The 16,899-nt window shown below is 66.8% G+C and carries 15 protein-coding genes; 12 read left to right on the forward strand and 3 right to left on the reverse strand.

The genetic code is table 11. From position 1 onward, the window contains the following. The first annotated feature begins 48 nt into the window (after positions 1-48). The 7 genes from czcI (at position 49) to ACTG4X_RS12715 (ending at position 8,660) form a co-directional block, all read left to right on the forward strand. A complete protein-coding gene (czcI, locus tag ACTG4X_RS12685) occupies positions 49-423 on the forward strand; it encodes a cation efflux protein, CzcI family (protein WP_440533931.1) in 375 nt (124 codons plus the stop codon). A 98-nt stretch (positions 424-521) separates the two neighbouring features. Continuing rightward, the gene (locus ACTG4X_RS12690) at positions 522-1,859 is read left to right on the forward strand and encodes a TolC family protein (protein ID WP_440533932.1); all 1,338 of its coding nucleotides are present in this window, start codon (positions 522-524) and stop codon (positions 1,857-1,859) included. Between the two features lie 22 nt (positions 1,860-1,881). Further along, positions 1,882-3,231, forward strand: coding sequence for an efflux RND transporter periplasmic adaptor subunit (locus tag ACTG4X_RS12695; protein ID WP_440533933.1), 1,350 nt, complete (start codon positions 1,882-1,884; stop codon positions 3,229-3,231). Positions 3,232-3,241: 10 nt separating this feature from the next. Next, on the forward strand, positions 3,242-6,445 hold the full coding sequence (locus ACTG4X_RS12700; protein ID WP_440533934.1) for a CusA/CzcA family heavy metal efflux RND transporter: 3,204 nt from the start codon (positions 3,242-3,244) through the stop codon (positions 6,443-6,445). Next, positions 6,435-7,352, forward strand: a complete 918-nt coding sequence (locus tag ACTG4X_RS12705) for a cation diffusion facilitator family transporter (RefSeq protein WP_440533935.1) — start codon at positions 6,435-6,437, stop codon at positions 7,350-7,352. The genes ACTG4X_RS12700 and ACTG4X_RS12705 overlap by 11 nt, the downstream gene beginning before the upstream one ends. A 128-nt stretch (positions 7,353-7,480) precedes the next feature. Continuing rightward, a complete protein-coding gene (locus ACTG4X_RS12710) occupies positions 7,481-8,233 on the forward strand; it encodes an SDR family oxidoreductase (RefSeq protein ID WP_440533936.1) in 753 nt (250 codons plus the stop codon). A 10-nt stretch (positions 8,234-8,243) separates the two neighbouring features. Further along, positions 8,244-8,660, forward strand: a complete 417-nt coding sequence (locus tag ACTG4X_RS12715) for a cupin domain-containing protein (protein WP_440533937.1) — start codon at positions 8,244-8,246, stop codon at positions 8,658-8,660. A gap of 4 nt (positions 8,661-8,664) precedes the next feature. On the opposite strand, the gene mog is transcribed toward ACTG4X_RS12715, so the two are convergent. Continuing rightward, a complete protein-coding gene (gene mog / locus ACTG4X_RS12720; protein WP_440533938.1) occupies positions 8,665-9,255 on the reverse strand; it encodes a molybdopterin adenylyltransferase in 591 nt (196 codons plus the stop codon). Continuing rightward, positions 9,252-9,908: a ribosome biogenesis factor YjgA gene (gene yjgA, locus ACTG4X_RS12725; RefSeq protein WP_093057887.1), complete on the reverse strand. Its 657-nt coding sequence runs from the start codon at positions 9,906-9,908 to the stop codon at positions 9,252-9,254. Before yjgA ends, mog begins: the two co-directional genes overlap by 4 nt. Before the next feature lie 95 nt (positions 9,909-10,003). On the opposite strand from yjgA, the gene pmbA reads away from it, so the two are divergent. Both pmbA and ACTG4X_RS12735 read left to right on the forward strand, forming a co-directional pair. Next, on the forward strand, positions 10,004-11,374 hold the full coding sequence (gene pmbA / locus ACTG4X_RS12730; protein WP_440533939.1) for a metalloprotease PmbA: 1,371 nt from the start codon (positions 10,004-10,006) through the stop codon (positions 11,372-11,374). A gap of 39 nt (positions 11,375-11,413) precedes the next feature. Next, complete coding sequence (locus ACTG4X_RS12735) at positions 11,414-12,361, forward strand: AraC family transcriptional regulator (protein WP_354337505.1); 948 nt, start codon at positions 11,414-11,416, stop codon at positions 12,359-12,361. A gap of 21 nt (positions 12,362-12,382) precedes the next feature. Here the strand turns inward: ACTG4X_RS12735 and ACTG4X_RS12740 are convergent, their stop codons facing one another. Then, a complete protein-coding gene (locus tag ACTG4X_RS12740; RefSeq protein ID WP_440533940.1) occupies positions 12,383-13,618 on the reverse strand; it encodes an MFS transporter in 1,236 nt (411 codons plus the stop codon). Between the two features lie 250 nt (positions 13,619-13,868). On the opposite strand from ACTG4X_RS12740, the gene ACTG4X_RS12745 reads away from it, so the two are divergent. Genes ACTG4X_RS12745 through ACTG4X_RS12755 form a run of 3 tightly spaced genes read left to right on the forward strand, consistent with a single transcriptional unit; the run spans position 13,869 to position 16,875 of the window. Next, positions 13,869-15,149, forward strand: coding sequence for an ABC transporter substrate-binding protein (locus ACTG4X_RS12745; protein ID WP_440533941.1), 1,281 nt, complete (start codon positions 13,869-13,871; stop codon positions 15,147-15,149). Next, positions 15,149-16,030, forward strand: a complete 882-nt coding sequence (locus ACTG4X_RS12750; protein WP_093057883.1) for a carbohydrate ABC transporter permease — start codon at positions 15,149-15,151, stop codon at positions 16,028-16,030. The genes ACTG4X_RS12745 and ACTG4X_RS12750 overlap by 1 nt, the downstream gene beginning before the upstream one ends. Beyond that, entirely contained in the window at positions 16,027-16,875 is an 849-nt protein-coding gene (locus tag ACTG4X_RS12755; RefSeq protein WP_440533942.1) for a carbohydrate ABC transporter permease, read from the forward strand. Before ACTG4X_RS12750 ends, ACTG4X_RS12755 begins: the two co-directional genes overlap by 4 nt. Positions 16,876-16,899: the final 24 nt, after the last annotated feature.

Below are 16,899 nucleotides of genomic sequence, written 5' to 3' on the forward strand. Positions count from 1 at the left end.
CCATTGCCGGAATGCCCGCCGCAGGCCGTCGATATACTTTTTGCTTCCATGCGCCGCTGGCTCCTCATCTTCCTGCTCGTCCTGTTGCCGTTCCAGTTCAGCTGGGCGTCGGCATCGGCGTATTGCCAGCATGAGCGCGATACGCAGCCCGAGCACTGGGGCCACCACGAAAGCGAAACCCGCGGCACCGACCGCAGCCACAGCGGCGAGGGCGCGCAGAAAAACTCCAGCACCCAGCCCAATGCCGTGGTCGGCGAATGCGCGGTCTGCCATGCAGGCTATGCCCAGCATGCGGATGCTTCGGTGGCGCCGGTGCTGGCCGCGGTGCACGTGACCCAGGCCCTGCGCGCAATGCCTGCCGAGCGCTTTGCCTCGCACATCTCCGACGTTCCGGTCCGTCCCGACTGGTCTCTCGCCCTTTGATTCGGCGAGAGAACACATTTCCCCTCTGATACTCACCATCAGCTGAGCTCTTCTCGCCGAATTCGTCCGTCCGTTGTTTCGCAACCCAGGAGAATTCGATGCGCACGCTCTTCGTGCCGCTGGCCATGTTGGCCTTGGCGGCGCCCCCGGCTTTTTCACAACAGGTCGCAGTGTCGGCCGCTGCCGGCACCCCGTATTCACAGCAGTCCAACGCGGCTGCCCGTACTCTGGAGCCCGCGGGCCCGCTGACCCTGCGCAACGCCGTTGCAATGGCGTTGCAGGCCAACCCCGGCCTGTCTGCCGCGTTCCGCGAGCAGGAGGCCACCGAGGCCGCCATCGTCCAGGCCGGCGCCTGGCCCAACCCCACGCTCGACGCACAGGTGGAAGACCTGCGCCGCGACAACCGCACCACCACGCTGCAACTGAGCCAGCCCCTCGAACTGGGTGGCAAGCGCGCGGCCCGCGTGACGGCGGCTGAGCGCGCGCGCGACCAGGCCGCGTCGGCGCTGGCAGGCCGCCGCGCCGAGGTGCGCGCGGCGACCGTCACCGCCTTTTTCGACGTGCTCGCCGCGCAGGAGCGCCTGCGGCTCGCGCAGGACTCGGTGAGCCTTGCACAGACAGCCACCCGCGCAGCGGCCAACCGCGTGGCCGCCGGCAAGGTCTCGCCGCTGGAAGAAACCAGGGCGCGCGTGGCCGAGGCCGGCATCCGCGTCGAGCTGCTGCAGGCCGAGGGCACGCTGCGCTCGTCGCGCCAGCAGCTGGCCGCGCTGTGGGGCAACCCGAACCCGCGCTTCACGCAGGTGGATGGCGCTGTCGACCAGTTGCCGGCACCGGTGCAGGACGTGGCCAGCCGCCTGGGCGCGGCGCCCGTGGTGCAGCAGGCGCGGCTCGAAGTCGAGCGGCGCAAGGCGCTGTCCGACCTGGAGCAGGCCAAGCGAATCCCCGACGTGACCGTGTCGCTCGGCGCCAAGCGTGTGCCGGCATCCGAAGGCGAAACCGGCGGCAGCCGGCGCAACCAGGTGGTCGTGGGCCTGTCGATTCCATTGCCGATCTTCGACACCAACCGCGGCAACGTGGCCGAGGCCCTGAGCCGCGAAGAGAAGGCGCGCGACGACCTCGTCGCTGCCGAGCTGCAGCTGGGCACCGATGTCGCGCAAGCTTCGGAGCGCCTGCGCTCCGCGCGCGCCACCGCCGAGACGCTGCAGCGCGACGCGCTGCCCGGCGCCGAGACCGCCTACAAGGCCGCCACCAAGGGCTTCGAGCTGGGCAAGTTCAGCTTCCTGGAAGCACTCGACGCGCAGCGCACGCTGTTCCAGGTGCGAGCGCAATACCTGCTGGCACTCGCCGACGCGCACCGCGCCGCCGGTGACCTCGACCGACTGCTGGGCAACGAAGGCAACGACATCTCTGCCGCGACACCACCCGTCGCGCGCTGACAAGCAAGGAACTCCACACATCATGAACACCGAAGAACGCAAACCTTTCGCCGAGCGCGTCGGCAAGAAGCAATGGATCGCCATCGCGGTTGTCCTGGTGCTGGGCCTCGGCGCGGGCGCGATGATCCTGCGCACATCACCCGCCAAGCCCGAAGCGGCCGGCCATTCGGAAGCTGCCGGGCACGGCGACGGCGAGCATCACGAAGAAGGCGGCAAGCAAGCCAAGGAAGAGGGCAAGGACCACGACCACGATCACGGCGAGGCCAAGGGCCATGCCGACAACGAGCACCACGAGGAAGGCAAGGACAAGGAAAAAGCCGCAACGTCGGAGCACAAGGAAGACGAAGAGAAGATCGCCTTCACCGACGAGCAGGTCAAGGCCGCCGACATGACCATCGAGAGCGCAGGCCCCGCGCGCATCAAGTCGTCGCTGCAACTGCCCGGAGAAATCAAGTTCAACGAAGACCGCACGGCCCACGTGGTGCCGCGCGTGGCGGGCGTGGTCGACAGCGTATCGGCCGACCTCGGCCAGGAGGTCAAGCGCGGCCAGGTGCTGGCGGTGCTTTCGAGTCCTTCGTTGTCGGAGCAACGCAGCGCGCTGCAGTCGGCACAGCGCCGGCTGGAGCTGGCCCGCTCCACCTACGAGCGCGAGAAGAAGCTATGGGAAGAAAAGATCTCCCCGCAGCAGGACTACCTGCAGGCCCAGCAGGCCATGCAGGAAGCGCAGATCGCAGTGGCCAATGCCAACCAGAAGCTGCTGGCACTCGGTGCCACGCCGGGCTCGTCGGCGCTGGGCCGCTACGAGCTGCGCGCGCCCTTCGACGGCATGGTGGTCGAAAAGCACATCTCGCTCGGCGAATCGGTGGGCGAGGCCGTCAACGTCTTCACCATCTCTGATCTATCGACCGTGTGGGCCGAGATCAGCGTGGCCGCCAACAACCTGAACCTGGTGCGCATCGGCGAGCCGGTGAGCATCCGCTCCAGCGCCTTCGACCAGACCGCGACCGGCAAGGTGTCGTACGTGGGTTCGCTGATCGGCGCGCAGACGCGCACCGCCACCGCACGCGTCACGCTGACGAACCCGCAGCGCATCTGGCGCCCGGGCCTGTTCGTGAACGTCGAACTCGTGGCCTCCGAGACGGATGCCCCCGTGACCGTATCGGCCGAAGCGGTGCAGACGGTGGAAGACAAGCCCACCGTGTTCCTGCGCGTGCCCGGCGGCTTTGTGCCGCAGCACGTGCAGACCGGGCGCAGCGACGGCAAGCGCATCGAGATCGTGAGCGGCCTGAAGCCCGGCGCGGCCTATGCGGCCAGCGGCAGCTTCGTCGTGAAGTCGCAGCAGGGCAAGAGCTCGGCCACGCACACCCACTGAGGAAGCCCGCATGTTCGAACGCATCATCCGCTTCTCCATCGAGCAGCGCTGGCTGATCCTGCTTGCCGTGCTCGGCATGGCGGCACTCGGCATCTTCAGCTACCAGAAGCTGCCCATCGACGCCGTGCCCGACATCACCAACGTGCAGGTGCAGATCAACACCGCCGCGCCCGGCTACTCCCCGCTGGAGACCGAGCAGCGCGTGACCTACCCCATCGAGACCGTCATGGCGGGCCTGCCGGGCCTGCAGCAGACCCGTTCGCTGTCGCGCTACGGTCTTTCGCAGGTCACGGTGATCTTCAAGGACGGCACCGACATCTACTTTGCGCGGCAGCTCGTCAATGAGCGCATCCAGTCCGCAAGGGAAAGCATGCCCGGCGGCATCTCGCCGGTGATCGGGCCCATCTCGACCGGCCTTGGCGAAATCTACCTCTGGACCGTCGAAGCGGAAGAGGGCGCGAAGAAGGCCGACGGCAAGCCTTACTCGCCCACGGACCTGCGCGAGATACAGGACTGGATCATCAAGCCGCAGCTGCGCAACGTGGCGGGCGTGACCGAGATCAACTCCATCGGCGGCTATGCCAAGGAGTTCCACATCGCGCCCGACCCGGCCAAGCTGCTGGCCCACGGCCTCACGATGACCGACCTCGTCACCGCGCTGGAACGCAACAACGCCAACGTGGGCGCGGGCTACATCGAGAAGCGCGGCGAGCAGTACCTCATTCGCGCGCCGGGGCAGGTGAAGTCGGTGGAAGACATCGGCAACGTCATCCTGGGCAACGCCAACGGCATTCCGCTGCGCGTGCAGGACGTGGCCGAGGTCGGCATCGGCAAGGAACTGCGCACGGGCGCCGCCACCGACAACGGCCGCGAGGTGGTGCTGGGCACCGTGTTCATGCTGATCGGCGAGAACAGCCGCACCGTGTCGCAGGCGGTCGACAAGAAGATGCAGGAGATCAACCGCACGCTGCCCGCCGGCGTGAAGGCGGTGACGGTGTACGACCGCACCGTGCTGGTCGACAAGGCCATCACCACGGTGAAGAAGAACCTGTTCGAGGGCGCGGTGCTGGTCATCGCGATCCTGTTCCTGTTCCTCGGCAACATCCGCGCGGCGCTGATCACCGCGCTGGTGATTCCGCTGTCGATGCTCTTCACCTTCACCGGCATGGTGAACCAGAAGGTCAGCGCCAACCTCATGAGCCTGGGCGCGCTGGACTTCGGCATCATCATCGACGGCGCGGTGGTGATCGTGGAGAACTGCGTGCGAAGGCTGGCCCATGCACAGGCGCACAAGGGGCGGCCGCTGACGCGCGGCGAGCGTTTCCACGAAGTGTTCGCGGCCTCGCAGGAGGCGCGCCGGCCGCTGCTGTTCGGCCAGTTGATCATCATGATCGTGTACCTGCCGATCTTTGCGCTCACGGGCGTGGAGGGCAAGCTGTTCCACCCGATGGCCTTCACCGTGGTGATTGCGCTGCTGGGCGCGATGATCCTGTCGATCACCTTCATTCCCGCGGCAGTGGCGCTGTTCATCGGCAACAAGGTCAGCGAGAAGGAAAACCGCCTGATGGTGTGGGCCAAGCGCGGCTACGAGCCGCTGCTGGCGCGCGTCATGGCGGCCAAGCCGCTGGTCATTACGCTGGCCGCCGTGGCGGTGGTGCTGTCGGGCCTGCTGGCCACGCGCCTGGGCACGGAGTTCGTGCCGAGCCTGAGCGAAGGCGACTTCGCCATCCAGGCGCTGCGCATTCCGGGCACCAGCCTCACGCAGTCGGTCGAGATGCAGAAGCAACTCGAACGCACGCTGAAGGCGAAGTTTCCGGAGATCGAACGCGTGTTTGCGCGCACCGGCACAGCGGAGATTGCTTCGGACCCGATGCCGCCGAACATCTCCGACGGCTACATCATGCTCAAGCCCGAGAGCGAATGGCCCAAGCCTCGTCGTACACGCGAGGAGCTCCTCGCAGCGGTGCAGGAAGAAGTGGAGAAGCTGCCGGGCAACAACTACGAGTTCTCGCAGCCCATCCAGCTGCGCTTCAACGAGCTGATCTCGGGCGTGCGCAGCGACGTGGCCGTGAAGATCTTCGGCGACGACATGGACGTGCTGAACAAGACGGCGGCCGAGGTGTCGGGTGTGCTGGGCAAGATCGCCGGCGCGGCCGAGGTGAAGGTCGAGCAGACCACCGGCCTGCCGATGCTCACCGTGAACATCGACCGCAACAAGACCGCGCGCTACGGCCTCAACGTGGGCGACGTGCAGGACGCGATCTCCACTGCGGTCGGCGGGCGCGAGGCGGGCACGCTGTTCGACGGCGACCGTCGCTTCGACATCATCGTGCGCCTGCCCGAGAACCTGCGCACCGACCTCGAAGCCATCAAGCGCCTGCCCGTGGCCCTGCCCAAGGGCGCGGGCGCGGAAGGCCAGCGCACCAGCTTCATCCCGCTGGGCGAGGTGGCCACGCTCGACATCGCGCCCGGCCCCAACCAGGTGAGCCGCGAGGACGGCAAGCGCCGCATCGTGGTGAGCGCCAATGTGCGCGGCCGCGACCTCGGCTCCTTCGTGGCCGAGGCAGAGGAGGCCATGCGCAACGTGAAGATTCCCACCGGCTACTGGACCGTGTGGGGCGGCCAGTACGAGAACCTCGCCTCGGCCACGCAGCGCCTGCAGATCGTGGTGCCGGTATCGCTGTTGCTGGTGTTCACCCTGCTGTTCGCCATGTTCGGCAACCTGAAGGACGGCCTGCTGGTGTTCACCGGCATTCCGTTCGCGCTCACGGGCGGCATCGTGGCGCTGTGGATGCGCGGCATTCCACTGTCGATATCGGCGGCGGTGGGCTTCATTGCGCTGTCGGGTGTGGCGGTGCTCAACGGGCTGGTGATGATCTCGTTCATCCGCAACCTGCGCGAAGGCGGCCTGCCGCTGGACGCTGCCATACGCGAAGGCGCGCTCACGCGGCTGCGGCCGGTGCTGATGACGGCGCTGGTCGCCTCGCTGGGCTTCGTGCCGATGGCCATTGCCACCGGCACCGGCGCCGAAGTGCAGCGGCCGCTGGCCACGGTGGTGATCGGCGGTATTCTTTCGTCGACCGCGCTGACGCTGCTGGTGCTTCCGCTGCTCTACCGCATTGCGCACCGGCGCGATGAAGAAGAGGAAGAAGTGCAGGAGCAGGTTCATGGCGCGCCACTCGATCCTGCATTGCAAGGCTCCCATGGCACATGAGCATTCACACGCTGTAGGCGGCAACGAGAAGGCACTGCGCTGGGCGCTTCTGCTGACCACGGTCTACCTCGTGGCCGAGGTGGTCGGCGGGCTGGTGTCGGGCAGCCTCGCGCTGCTGTCCGATGCGGCCCACATGTTCACCGACACCGTGGCGCTGGCAATTTCGCTGGCCGCCATCTGGATCGGCAAGCGGCCCGCGGACAGGCGGCGCACCTTCGGCTACTACCGCTTCGAGATCCTGGCGGCGGTGCTGAATGCGGTGCTGCTGTTCTTCGTGGCTATCTACGTGCTGTACGAGGCCTGGCGGCGCATCTCCACGCCGGCCGAGATCCAGTCGACCATGATGCTGCTGGTGGCGGTGGGCGGGCTGGTCGTCAACCTGATCGGCATGCGGCTGCTCGCGGCAGGCAAGGACAAGAGCCTCAACGTGAAGGGCGCGTACTTGGAGGTGTGGGCCGACATGCTGGGCTCGGTCGGCGTGATCGTCGGGGCTCTGGTGATCCGCTTCACCGGCTGGGCGTGGGTCGATTCGGTGATCGCGGTCGCCATCGGCCTGTGGGTGCTGCCGCGTACCTGGCGGTTGTTGCGCGAGAGCCTGAACGTGCTGCTCGAAGGCGTGCCTGACGACGTGGACCTGCCCGAGGTCGAGCGTGCGCTGCTGGGCAGCGAAGGCGTCGCCAGCCTGCACGACCTGCATGTATGGGCACTCTCGAGCGGCAAGGTGAGCCTGAGCGTGCACGTGGTGTGCACGCCGGATGTGGATGACATGGCGCCGCTGATGCTGCGGTTGCGCGCCCTGCTGGCCGAGCGCTTCGACATCCACCATTCGACCGTGCAGGTCGAACGCGTGCCTTGCGAGCAGGCGGCCGAGAGCCATGGCTTCGGGCCTGCGGTAACGGCCACCTAGCTGGCTCGATCGGTCGATTCCCGGGATTTTTCGGTCCCGGTGTCACAAACGCCCCCCGCTGGACGTCTTTCTCGCATGGACGTCCACGGGGGGCGTTCTTTTTGACTCCATCCACCGAGGAATCAACCATGAAGATCGTCATCATCGGAGGCTCCGGCCTCATCGGCTCCAAGCTCGCCACGCGCCTGCGCGATGCAGGCCACGAGGTCAACGCCGCGTCGCCCTCGACTGGCGTCAACGCGCTCACTGGCGAAGGCCTGAAAGCCGCGCTGGCGGGTGCCAATGTGGTCGTCGACGTCGCGAATTCGCCCTCGTTCGAGGACGAACCTGCGCTCCGCTTCTTCGACACCGCTGGGCGCAACCTGCTGGCCGCCGAGGCGGAAGCCGGCGTGGCGCATCACATCGCGCTGTCGGTGGTCGGCACCGACCGCCTGCTGGCCAGCGGCTATTTCCGCGCCAAGCAACGCCAGGAAGAGCTGATCGAGGCCTCGCCCGTGCCCTGGACCATCGTGCAGGCCACGCAGTTCTTCGAATTCGTGGCCGGCATCGCCGACGGGAGCGTGCGGGGCGGCGAAGTCCGGCTGTCGAACGCGTTGATACAGCCGATGGCGGCGGATGACGTGGCCGCCGCGCTCGCCGCCGTGGTGGCCGAGCCGCCCGCGCGGGGCCGGATCGAGATCGCGGGCCCGCAGGCGTTGCCGCTCGACGCGCTGGTTCGGCGCCTGTTCGCGGCGACCGGCGACAAGCGGCCAGTCGTCACCGATGCCGGGGCGAGCTACTTCGGCGTGCAACTCGACGACCGCTCACTGACACCCGGCAACGCCCCGCGCCTCGGGACGATCCGCTTCGAAGACTGGCTTGCGCAGCGTGCGCTGGCCTGAAAGGCAACCCATGACCCGTTTTCAGAAAACCTGCATTTCCCTCGGCCTTACGTTCGGTGTGCTTGGCGTGTTCGTCGCCATGCCCGCCCTGGCGGCCCCCGAAGCCGCCGTGACCATGCTCATGACGAAGGACTTGGCGGACATGCCCGGCAAGGAAGCAGTCACGTTCGTTGTCGACTTTCCGCCAGGCTCAATCGATCCCGTCCACCGCCACGATGCCCACGCCTTCGTGTACGTGCTCGAGGGATCGATCGTGATGGGCGTGAAAGGCAGCAAGGAGGTCACGCTGACCCCCGGCCAGACTTTCTACGAGGGCCCGGCCGACATCCACACGGTCGGCCGCAACGCCAGCGCCACCAAGCCCGCAAAGTTCCTCGTGACGATGGTCAAGGACAAGGGCGTGCCGTTGCTCACGCTGGTCAAGTAGACGCTCAGCGCGGCGGGCGGATGGCCGACTTGGGCCTGAAAGCCTTGCAGACCGTGTCGTCGGTCTCCAGGTACGGCCCGCCGATCAGGTCGATGCAGTAGGGCACCGCCGCGAAGATGCCCGGCACGACCTGCACGCCCTCGGTGTCCTTCAGCCCTTCGAGCGTTTCCGCAATCGACTTCGGCTGGCCCGGCAGGTTGATGATCAGGCTCTTGTCGCGGATCACCGCCACCTGCCGCGACAGGATCGCCGTCGGCACGAAGCGCAGGCTGATCTGTCGCATCTGCTCGCCGAAGCCGGGCATTTCCTTGTGGGCCACGGCCAGCGTGGCCTCGGGCGTCACGTCGCGCAGGGCGGGGCCGGTGCCGCCGGTGGTCAGCACCAGTGAACAGCCCGCGTCGACCAGTTCGATCAACGTGGCGCTGATGCGGTCGGCCTCGTCGGGGATCAGCCGGGGTTCGAATTCGATGGGGTTCTTCAGCGCCCGGCCCAGCCATTCCTTCAGCGAGGGCAGGCCCTTGTCTTCGTAGGTGCCGCTGGAAGCACGATCGCTGATGGAGACGATGCCGATGCGGACCGGGTCGAGCGAACTCATGCGTCCTCTTCCCGGTCTTGGGCGGCGGCCGCTGCCGCGTGGTCGGCTCCGCCGTGCACCGCCAGTTGGGCACGCACCAGCTGGAAGATCTCGCGGTAGGCCTTGCCCTGGCGCGGCGCTTCACCGGCCGGGCCGGTCTTCATGTCCTTGCGGGCCTGGCGCACCAGGGCGCGCAGCTGCTGGGAATCGGTGGCGGGGTGGGTTTCTATCCAGCCGCCGAGGGCGTCGTCGTCGGCAATCAGCCGGTCGCGCCAGCGTTCGGCCTCGTGCAGGGCGGCGGTTTCGGCGGCCGGCGCGATGCTTTGCTCGGACAGGGCCTGCTTCACGGCCTCCAGCACCTCGGGCTCGAGCTTGCGCATGAGCTTGCCGATGAACTGCATCTGGCGGCGCTTGCCCTCGAAATTGGTGATGCGCTTGGCTTCGGCGATGGCGTCGACCAGTTTTTCGTCGAGCTGGAGCGTATCGAACAGGCCGGCGCGCAGCGTGAGCAGCTCGGTGCCTAGCTTCTGCAGCTCGTCGCTTTCGCGCTTGAGGTCGGTACGGCTGGCTTCGTCGGTGCCCTTGAGCTCGCGCTTGAGCTCAAGGTCGAGTTCGCTGCCTTCGGCAACGAATTGGCCACGGACGAAATAGCCTTTTTTGGGTTTGCGGGACATGGAGTGGATTCTGGGCCGCACCGTGCGGCGTTGCAACGCGGTGGGAAGCTGGGGAGAAAACGTGAAACAGGGGGCGCAAGTATCATAGCCACCACATGACGACATCCTCCTCGCGCGCCGATTCCGGCTTCGCCTACAGCCGCTCCTTCTTCGAAAACCTGGTCGACACCGCCTTGGCGCATGCCAAAAAGCTCGGTGCCACCGACGCCGGGGCCGAGGCCTCCGAGGGCTGCGGCCTGAGTGTCTCGGTGCGCAAGGGCGAGCTGGAGAACGTCGAGCGCAACCGCGACAAGTCGCTGGGCATCACGGTCTACGTGGGCCACCGCCGCGGCAATGCCAGCACCTCCGACTTCTCCGAAGGGGCCATCAAGCAGACCGTTCAGGCGGCCTACGACATCGCCCGCTTCACGGCCGAAGACCCCGTCAGCGGCCTGCCGGACGAAGAAGACATCGCCAAGGTGCACCCCGAACTCGACCTGTTCCACCCTTGGGACGTGACGAGCGAACAGGCCGCCAAGCTGGCGCTGGAGTGCGAAGAAGCGGCCCTGTCGACCGACAAGCGCATCACCAACAGTGAAGGCGCGGGCGTCTCGGCCCAGCAGAGCCACTTCTTCAGCGCCCACACGCACGGTTTTCGCGGCGGCTACGCCAGCTCGCGGCATTCCATTTCGGTGGCGCCCATCGCCGGCAAGGGCGACGACATGCAGCGCGACGCCTGGTACAGCTCCATGCGCTCGGCCGATGAACTGGCCAGCCCGCAGGCCGTGGGCCGCTACGCCGCCGAACGGGCGCTCAGCCGCCTGAAGTCGCGCAAGATCAAGACCACCGAATGCCCGGTGCTGTTCGAGTCGCCGCTGGCCGTGGGCCTGCTGGGCGGGCTGGTGCAGGCTGTGAGCGGCGGGTCGCTGTACCGCAAGAGCAGCTTCCTGCTCGATTCGCTGGGCAAGCCCGTGTTGCCCAAGCACGTCGATGTGGCCGAAGACCCGCACGTGCTGCGCGGCAAGGGCAGCTCGCCCTTCGACGACGAAGGCGTGACCACCCGGGCGCGCAAGGTGGTCGATGCCGGCCGCCTCGAAGGCTACTTTCTCTCGACCTACTCGGCCCGCAAGCTGGGCATGAAGACCACCGGCAACGCCGGCGGCTCGCACAACCTGACGCTGAGCTCGCGCTTGACCAAGAACACCGACGACCTCGACGCCATGCTCGCCAAGCTGGGCACCGGCCTGTTCGTGATCGAGCTGATGGGCCAGGGCGTGAACTACGTGACCGGCGACTACTCGCGCGGCGCCAGCGGCTTCTGGGTCGAGAAGGGCAAGATCGCCTTCCCGGTGCAGGAGATCACCATCGCCGGCAACCTCAAAGACATGCTCATGGGCATCGAGGCCATCGGGGCCGATGCCTACACCTTCGGCGCCAAGACCACGGGATCGGTCCTGGTGAACCGGATGAAGATCGCCGGCAGCTGAGAAAGCACCGCCGGCCACCGCGCGAAGGCTCACAGAACCATGAGACACAACGCAGCGCGCAAGCCGGAACTCGAGCACGAACTGCTGCGCGACCCGAGGCTCGGCTTCGAGCCGGCGGGCGGCAGCTCGGTGCGCTGCCTGCAGCACGGCGTGCCCTGGCCCTTCGACTGCTGGCACTACCACGACGAATACGAACTGCAGTGCATCAATCGCAGCAGCGGTGACGCCTTCGTCGGCGACCACATCGGCCGCTTCGAGCCCGGCTACGTGGCCCTGGTGGGCGCCCGGCTGCCCCATACCTGGATTTCGCACGACGTGCCGCCCGAGGGCATTGCCGAGCGCAGCATGGTCATCCACTTTCGCGACGAGCCGCTGCGCAAGGGCACCGACCTGTTCCCGGAGCTGAAGGCGGTGCTGCCGATGCTCGACCGCGCAAAGCTCGGCATCGAGTTCTTCGGCATCCACGCGCTGGTGCGCGAACGCTTCCTGCGCGTGCAGGCGCAGGAGGGCATGGCCCGGCTGGCGGAGTTCATCGGCCTGCTGCACGAGCTGGCCCGCTGGCCCGACTGGCGCCAGATTTCGAACACCACAGGCACGGCGAGCGAAGACCCGAGCGCCAACACCCGCATGCGCCGCGTGCTCGACTACCTCGACCAGCACCTGACCGAAGAGCTGTCGCTGCCGGCCGTGTGCGCCGTGGCCAACATGGCCGAAAGCAGCTTCTCGCGCTATTTCCACAAGCACATGGGCGCCACCTTCACCGACTTCGTCACTCGGCTGCGCATCGCCAAGGCCTGCGAGATGCTGCAGACCTCCGACCGGCTTGTGAGCGACATCTGCTACGAGGTGGGTTTTGCGAACCTCGCGAACTTCAACCGGCGCTTCCTGCAGCTCAAGGGCATGACCCCCTCGGCCTACCGCCAGCAGGCGCAGGACCGCTTCGGCCTGCGCACCGCGCAGAACACGCCGCTCGCTACCACGGCCTGAGCTTCCCGGTGCTGAAGCTCATCAGGGGCTGGCATCCTGCGGCGTCAGGTGCCGGGTCGTGGCCCAGAACGCCAGTGCCAGGCCGCTGGTGAGGGCCCCGGCCAGGCAGACGATGTTCCAGCCGCCGTGTGCATACAGCATCGTCGAGACGATCGATCCGGTGGCGGAGCCGATGGAATAGAAGATCATGTAGCCGGCGGTCAGGCGGCTCTGGGCTTCCGGGCGCACGCGGTAGATCAGGCTCTGGTTGGCGACGTGCACCGACTGCAGGCCGAAGTCGATCGTGACGACGCCGACCACCATCGCCCAGATGGACCACGGCAGCATGGCGATGAGCGCCCAAGACAGCAGCATCACCGACAGCCCGATGCCGGTAGTGCGCTGTGCGCGGCCCCGGTCCGCCTGGCGGCCCGCGCGCGCAGCGCCCATGGCGCCGGCTGCGCCAGCCAGGCCGAACAGGCCCACCTGCGTGTGAGACAGCGAGAACGGCGGCGACGTGAGCGGCAGCACCATCGGCGTCAGCAGCATCGTGATCGCCATGAAGATCAGCATCGCGAGCACCGCACGGATGCGCAGCACAGGCTCTTCGGCGAAGAGCGTGAACACCGACCGGATCAGCTGCAGGTACGAAATGCGCACCGAGGGCAGTGCGCGTCGCGGGAGCGCCTTCCACAACAGGCCGGAGACGACCAGCGTGGCTGCGGCCGACACCAAATACACCGAGCGCCAGCCGACAAGATCGGACAGCGTGCCCGACACCGCCCGCGCCAGCAGGATGCCGACGATGATGCCGCTGGTGACGATGCCGACCACGCGGCCGCGCTCGCCCGGCGGGGCCATGAGTGCGGCGTAGGCGACCAGCACCTGCGTGACGACGGCCAGCAGGCCCACGGCGGCCATCGCCGGCAACAGGACCGCCGCGCTGGGCGCCAGCGCAACGCAAAGCAGGGCGATCACCGACAGCAGCGATTGCCCCACGATCAGTTGCCGCCGGTCGATCAGGTCGCCCAGCGGAACGACCAGCAGCAGCCCCAGGCCGTAGCCGACCTGGGTGATGGTGATCACGATGCCGACCGTGGCGGGGCGGATGCTGAAGGTGGCCGCCAGCGTGTCCAGTAGCGGCTGGGCGTAGTAGACGTTGGCCACGGCCAGCCCGCAGGCGACTGCGAACAGCAGCGCCATCGCGGCCGTTATCTGTGGCGTGGCAGTCCGTGTCTGCGCATCACGGGCCGCGGCCGCATCGATGTTCAATTGCATGGCGATGCTCTGTTTTTCTTCTGGCATTTCTGGTCGTTTTGGGTTTCAAAATAAAACCAAACAGATTCTATCAATCTGGTTTTACATTGCAACCGATTGGCGAATTCGTACGCCACCCCCGGCAAAACCCCAAGCCCGCTGGTCATCGAAGTACCAGTCCACCGGCGCGCGTGTACGCGGTGCCGGCCCGCGGCTGCATACGCTTCGTCCCTCTCGCAAGCCCTTCACAAACAAGACCAGGAGACGAACGATGACGAACCGAACCACGCGCCGCATCAAGGCCGGCGCACTGTTGCTGGCGGCATTGGCCGCGGCGGGCCATGCGCAGGCGCAGCAGGCCTGCAAGGACGATGTGCGCGTGCTGTCCCAGCCGCGCGACGGACTGACCCTGCTGGAAAAGTACAAGGACGAGTTCAAGGCCCTGAGCGGCGCATCGTTCAGCATCGACAACCTCAACGAGAACGACCGCCGCACCAAGACCCGCGCCGACGCCTCGACCGTCGGCAAGTACAACGTGTACTACGTCGACGAGGCCAACGTGCCGCTGTTCGCCCAGTCGAAGTGGATCGTGCCGCTTGCCAGGTACTACCCGGCCGACTACGACTACGCCGACTTCGACCCCGGCCGCCAGAAGGTCGCCACCTTCGACGGCCAGGCCTGGTTTGCGCCGCTCACCGGTGGCGGCGACTTGCTGGTCTACCGAAAGGACCTGCTCGAAAAGGCCGGCATCAAGCCGCCCACCACGCTCGAGGAATTCGCCGAAGCCGCGAAGAAGCTCAACGACCCGGCCCACGGCATCTACGGCGTGGCCCTGCGCGGCCAGCGCGGTTCGGGTGCCAACGTGTGGCGTTGGATGCCGTTCTTCCGCGGCTACGGCGGCCAGTGGTTCGACGGCGACAAGCCCGTGTTCGATTCGCCCGCCGCGGTGAAGGCCACGCAGACCTACCTCGACCTGTTCAAGTACTCGGCGCCCGGCACCAAGACAGGCGGCTGGGACGAGGCCACCGGCGCCTTCCTCGCGGGCAAGGTGGCGATGCTGATCGAGTCGACCCCACTGGCGGGCAACGCGCTCGACCCCAAGATGTCGACCGTGATCGGCAAGGTCGCCTACCTGCCGCCGCCCACGCCGCTGACCGGCGGCGGCTACGGCCACGGGCTGGCCATCGGTGCCAAGGCCAACAAGACCGAGGAGGCGAAGAAGTGCGCGGGCCTGTTCGTCGCCTGGGCCACTTCCAAGCAGCAGGAGCAGCGCCGCCTCGCCGAAGGCCAGTTCGGCGAGCTCAACCGTACCAGCGTGCTGGGCAGCCCCGAGTTCGCCAAGCGCTATGGCGCCGACCTCGGCAAGGCGCTGGCCGACACCGGCAAGCTCACGGCCGTGAACTTCTGGCAGGACGCCGCCTGGCCCGACCTCGGCGACCGCTGGGGGATCATTCTCGAAGAGCTGATCACCGGCTCGCGCACCGACATCAAGGCCGGCCTCGACGAGCTCGACGCCTACGCGAAGCAACTGATCGCACGGCGCAAGAAGTGATGGCCGCCAGGGAGAAACGAAAAAAGACAAGGCTGCCGGTCGTCTTCATCGGGCCGGGCCTGCTGGTGCTCGCGGTGCTGGCGCTGGTGCCGACGCTGTTCGCGATCGGCATCTCCTTGCAAGACCGCGAGCTCGGGCAGGCCGATTCCAGCTGGGTCTGGCTGTCGAACTACATCCAGCTGTTTTCCGATCGGCGCTTTCTCAACTCCGTGCGGGTGTCGCTGGTGTGGGAGGTGTTGACGGTCAGCGCGACCATGGGGCTCGCGGTGCTGCTGGGTGTGCTGCTGTTCCAGTGCACCACCGCGCGCTGGCGCAACGTGTTGTCGATGCTGTTCATCGTGCCCGTGCTGCTGCCGCGCGTGTCGGCCGCCTTCGTGTGGAAGTTCGCCTTTCATCCGCTGTTCGGACTGCTGACGTATCCGTACAAGGCGATCACCGGCGAACCGCTGGACCTGCTGGCCAGCCCGCTCACGGCGCTGATGACGGTGGCGTTCGTGGACGTGTGGCAGTGGGGGCTGTTCTTCGCGGTCATCGTGCTGAAGCTGCTCGAGACGCTGCCGCCACAGCCCTTCGAGGCCGCGCGCATGGACCATGCGAAGACCTGGGAGGTGTATGCGTACGTCGCGCTGCCGATGCTGAAGGCGCCGCTTATCAGCCTGACGTTCGTGAAGATGGTCGAGTCGTTGCGTGCCTTCGACCTGATCTACGTGATGACGCGTGGCGGGCCCGGCATCTCCACCGAGACGCTGGACATGTACGCCTTCTCGCAGGGCTTCATCGAGTCTGGGCGTATCTCGTACGCGTCGAGCATGGCTGTGCTGATGATGGTCGCCTCGACCGTGGCGTTCACCTACATCTGGAAATGGACGCGACCGAAATGAGCGCTTTGCCAAAAAAGAAAACCCCGTTCGCCCCAGGCACGCTGCTAGCCCGGCTGGTGCTGGTCGCCGCAGGGCTCTCCGCACTGGTGCCGGTGTTCTGGACCTTTCTCAACTCGTTCAAGAACCGGGTGGACATCGTCTCGGCAGTGCCGAAGATCTTCTTTACGCCGACACTGGAGAACTACGTCTACGTGCTGAGCCGCGAGGCCGTGGCGCAGGGGCTGCTCAATTCCATCGTGGTGGTGGGCGCGGCAGTGATTGCCGGCGCGGTGCTCGGGCTGCCGGCTGCCTATGCGCTCGCCCGCTATCCGCTGCGCTGGGCTGACGACATCCAGTTCTTCGTGCTGTCGATGCGCTTCCTGCCGCCCGTGGCCGTGGCCATTCCGCTCATGGTGATCTGGCTGCAGCTGGAGTTGTACGACACGCGCTTCGCGCTGATCGTTACCTACACGCTGCTCACGCTCTCGACCGTGATCTGGCTCGCCATACCGGCCTTCAAGGCTGTGCCGAAAGAGGTGGAAGAGGCGGGTCGCGTCGACGGCTACGGCCCCTATGCGATCTTCTTCAAAGTGGCGCTGCCGATTGCCGCGCGCTCGCTGGTCGGCGCCATCGCCTTCGGCTTCGTGCTGGTGTGGAACGAGTTTCTCATCGCGCTGATGCTCACAACGTCGGACGCGAAGACGCTGCCCATCGTTGCCTCGGAGCTGAGCCAACTCGGGCGCGACGTGCCGTGGGGCATCTTGAATGCCTCGGTCATCCTGCTGTCGCTGCCACCGCTCTTGATGGTCGGCGTGCTCAGCGGCTTCCTCAACGCCGCCTTCAAGCGCAAGCGCGACGCAGCATGAGCCAGATCATTTCCTTTCCCTCGA

It is taken from the genome of Variovorax sp. YR566, assembly GCF_051992195.1.
Classification (GTDB): Bacteria; Pseudomonadota; Gammaproteobacteria; order Burkholderiales; family Burkholderiaceae_C; genus Variovorax.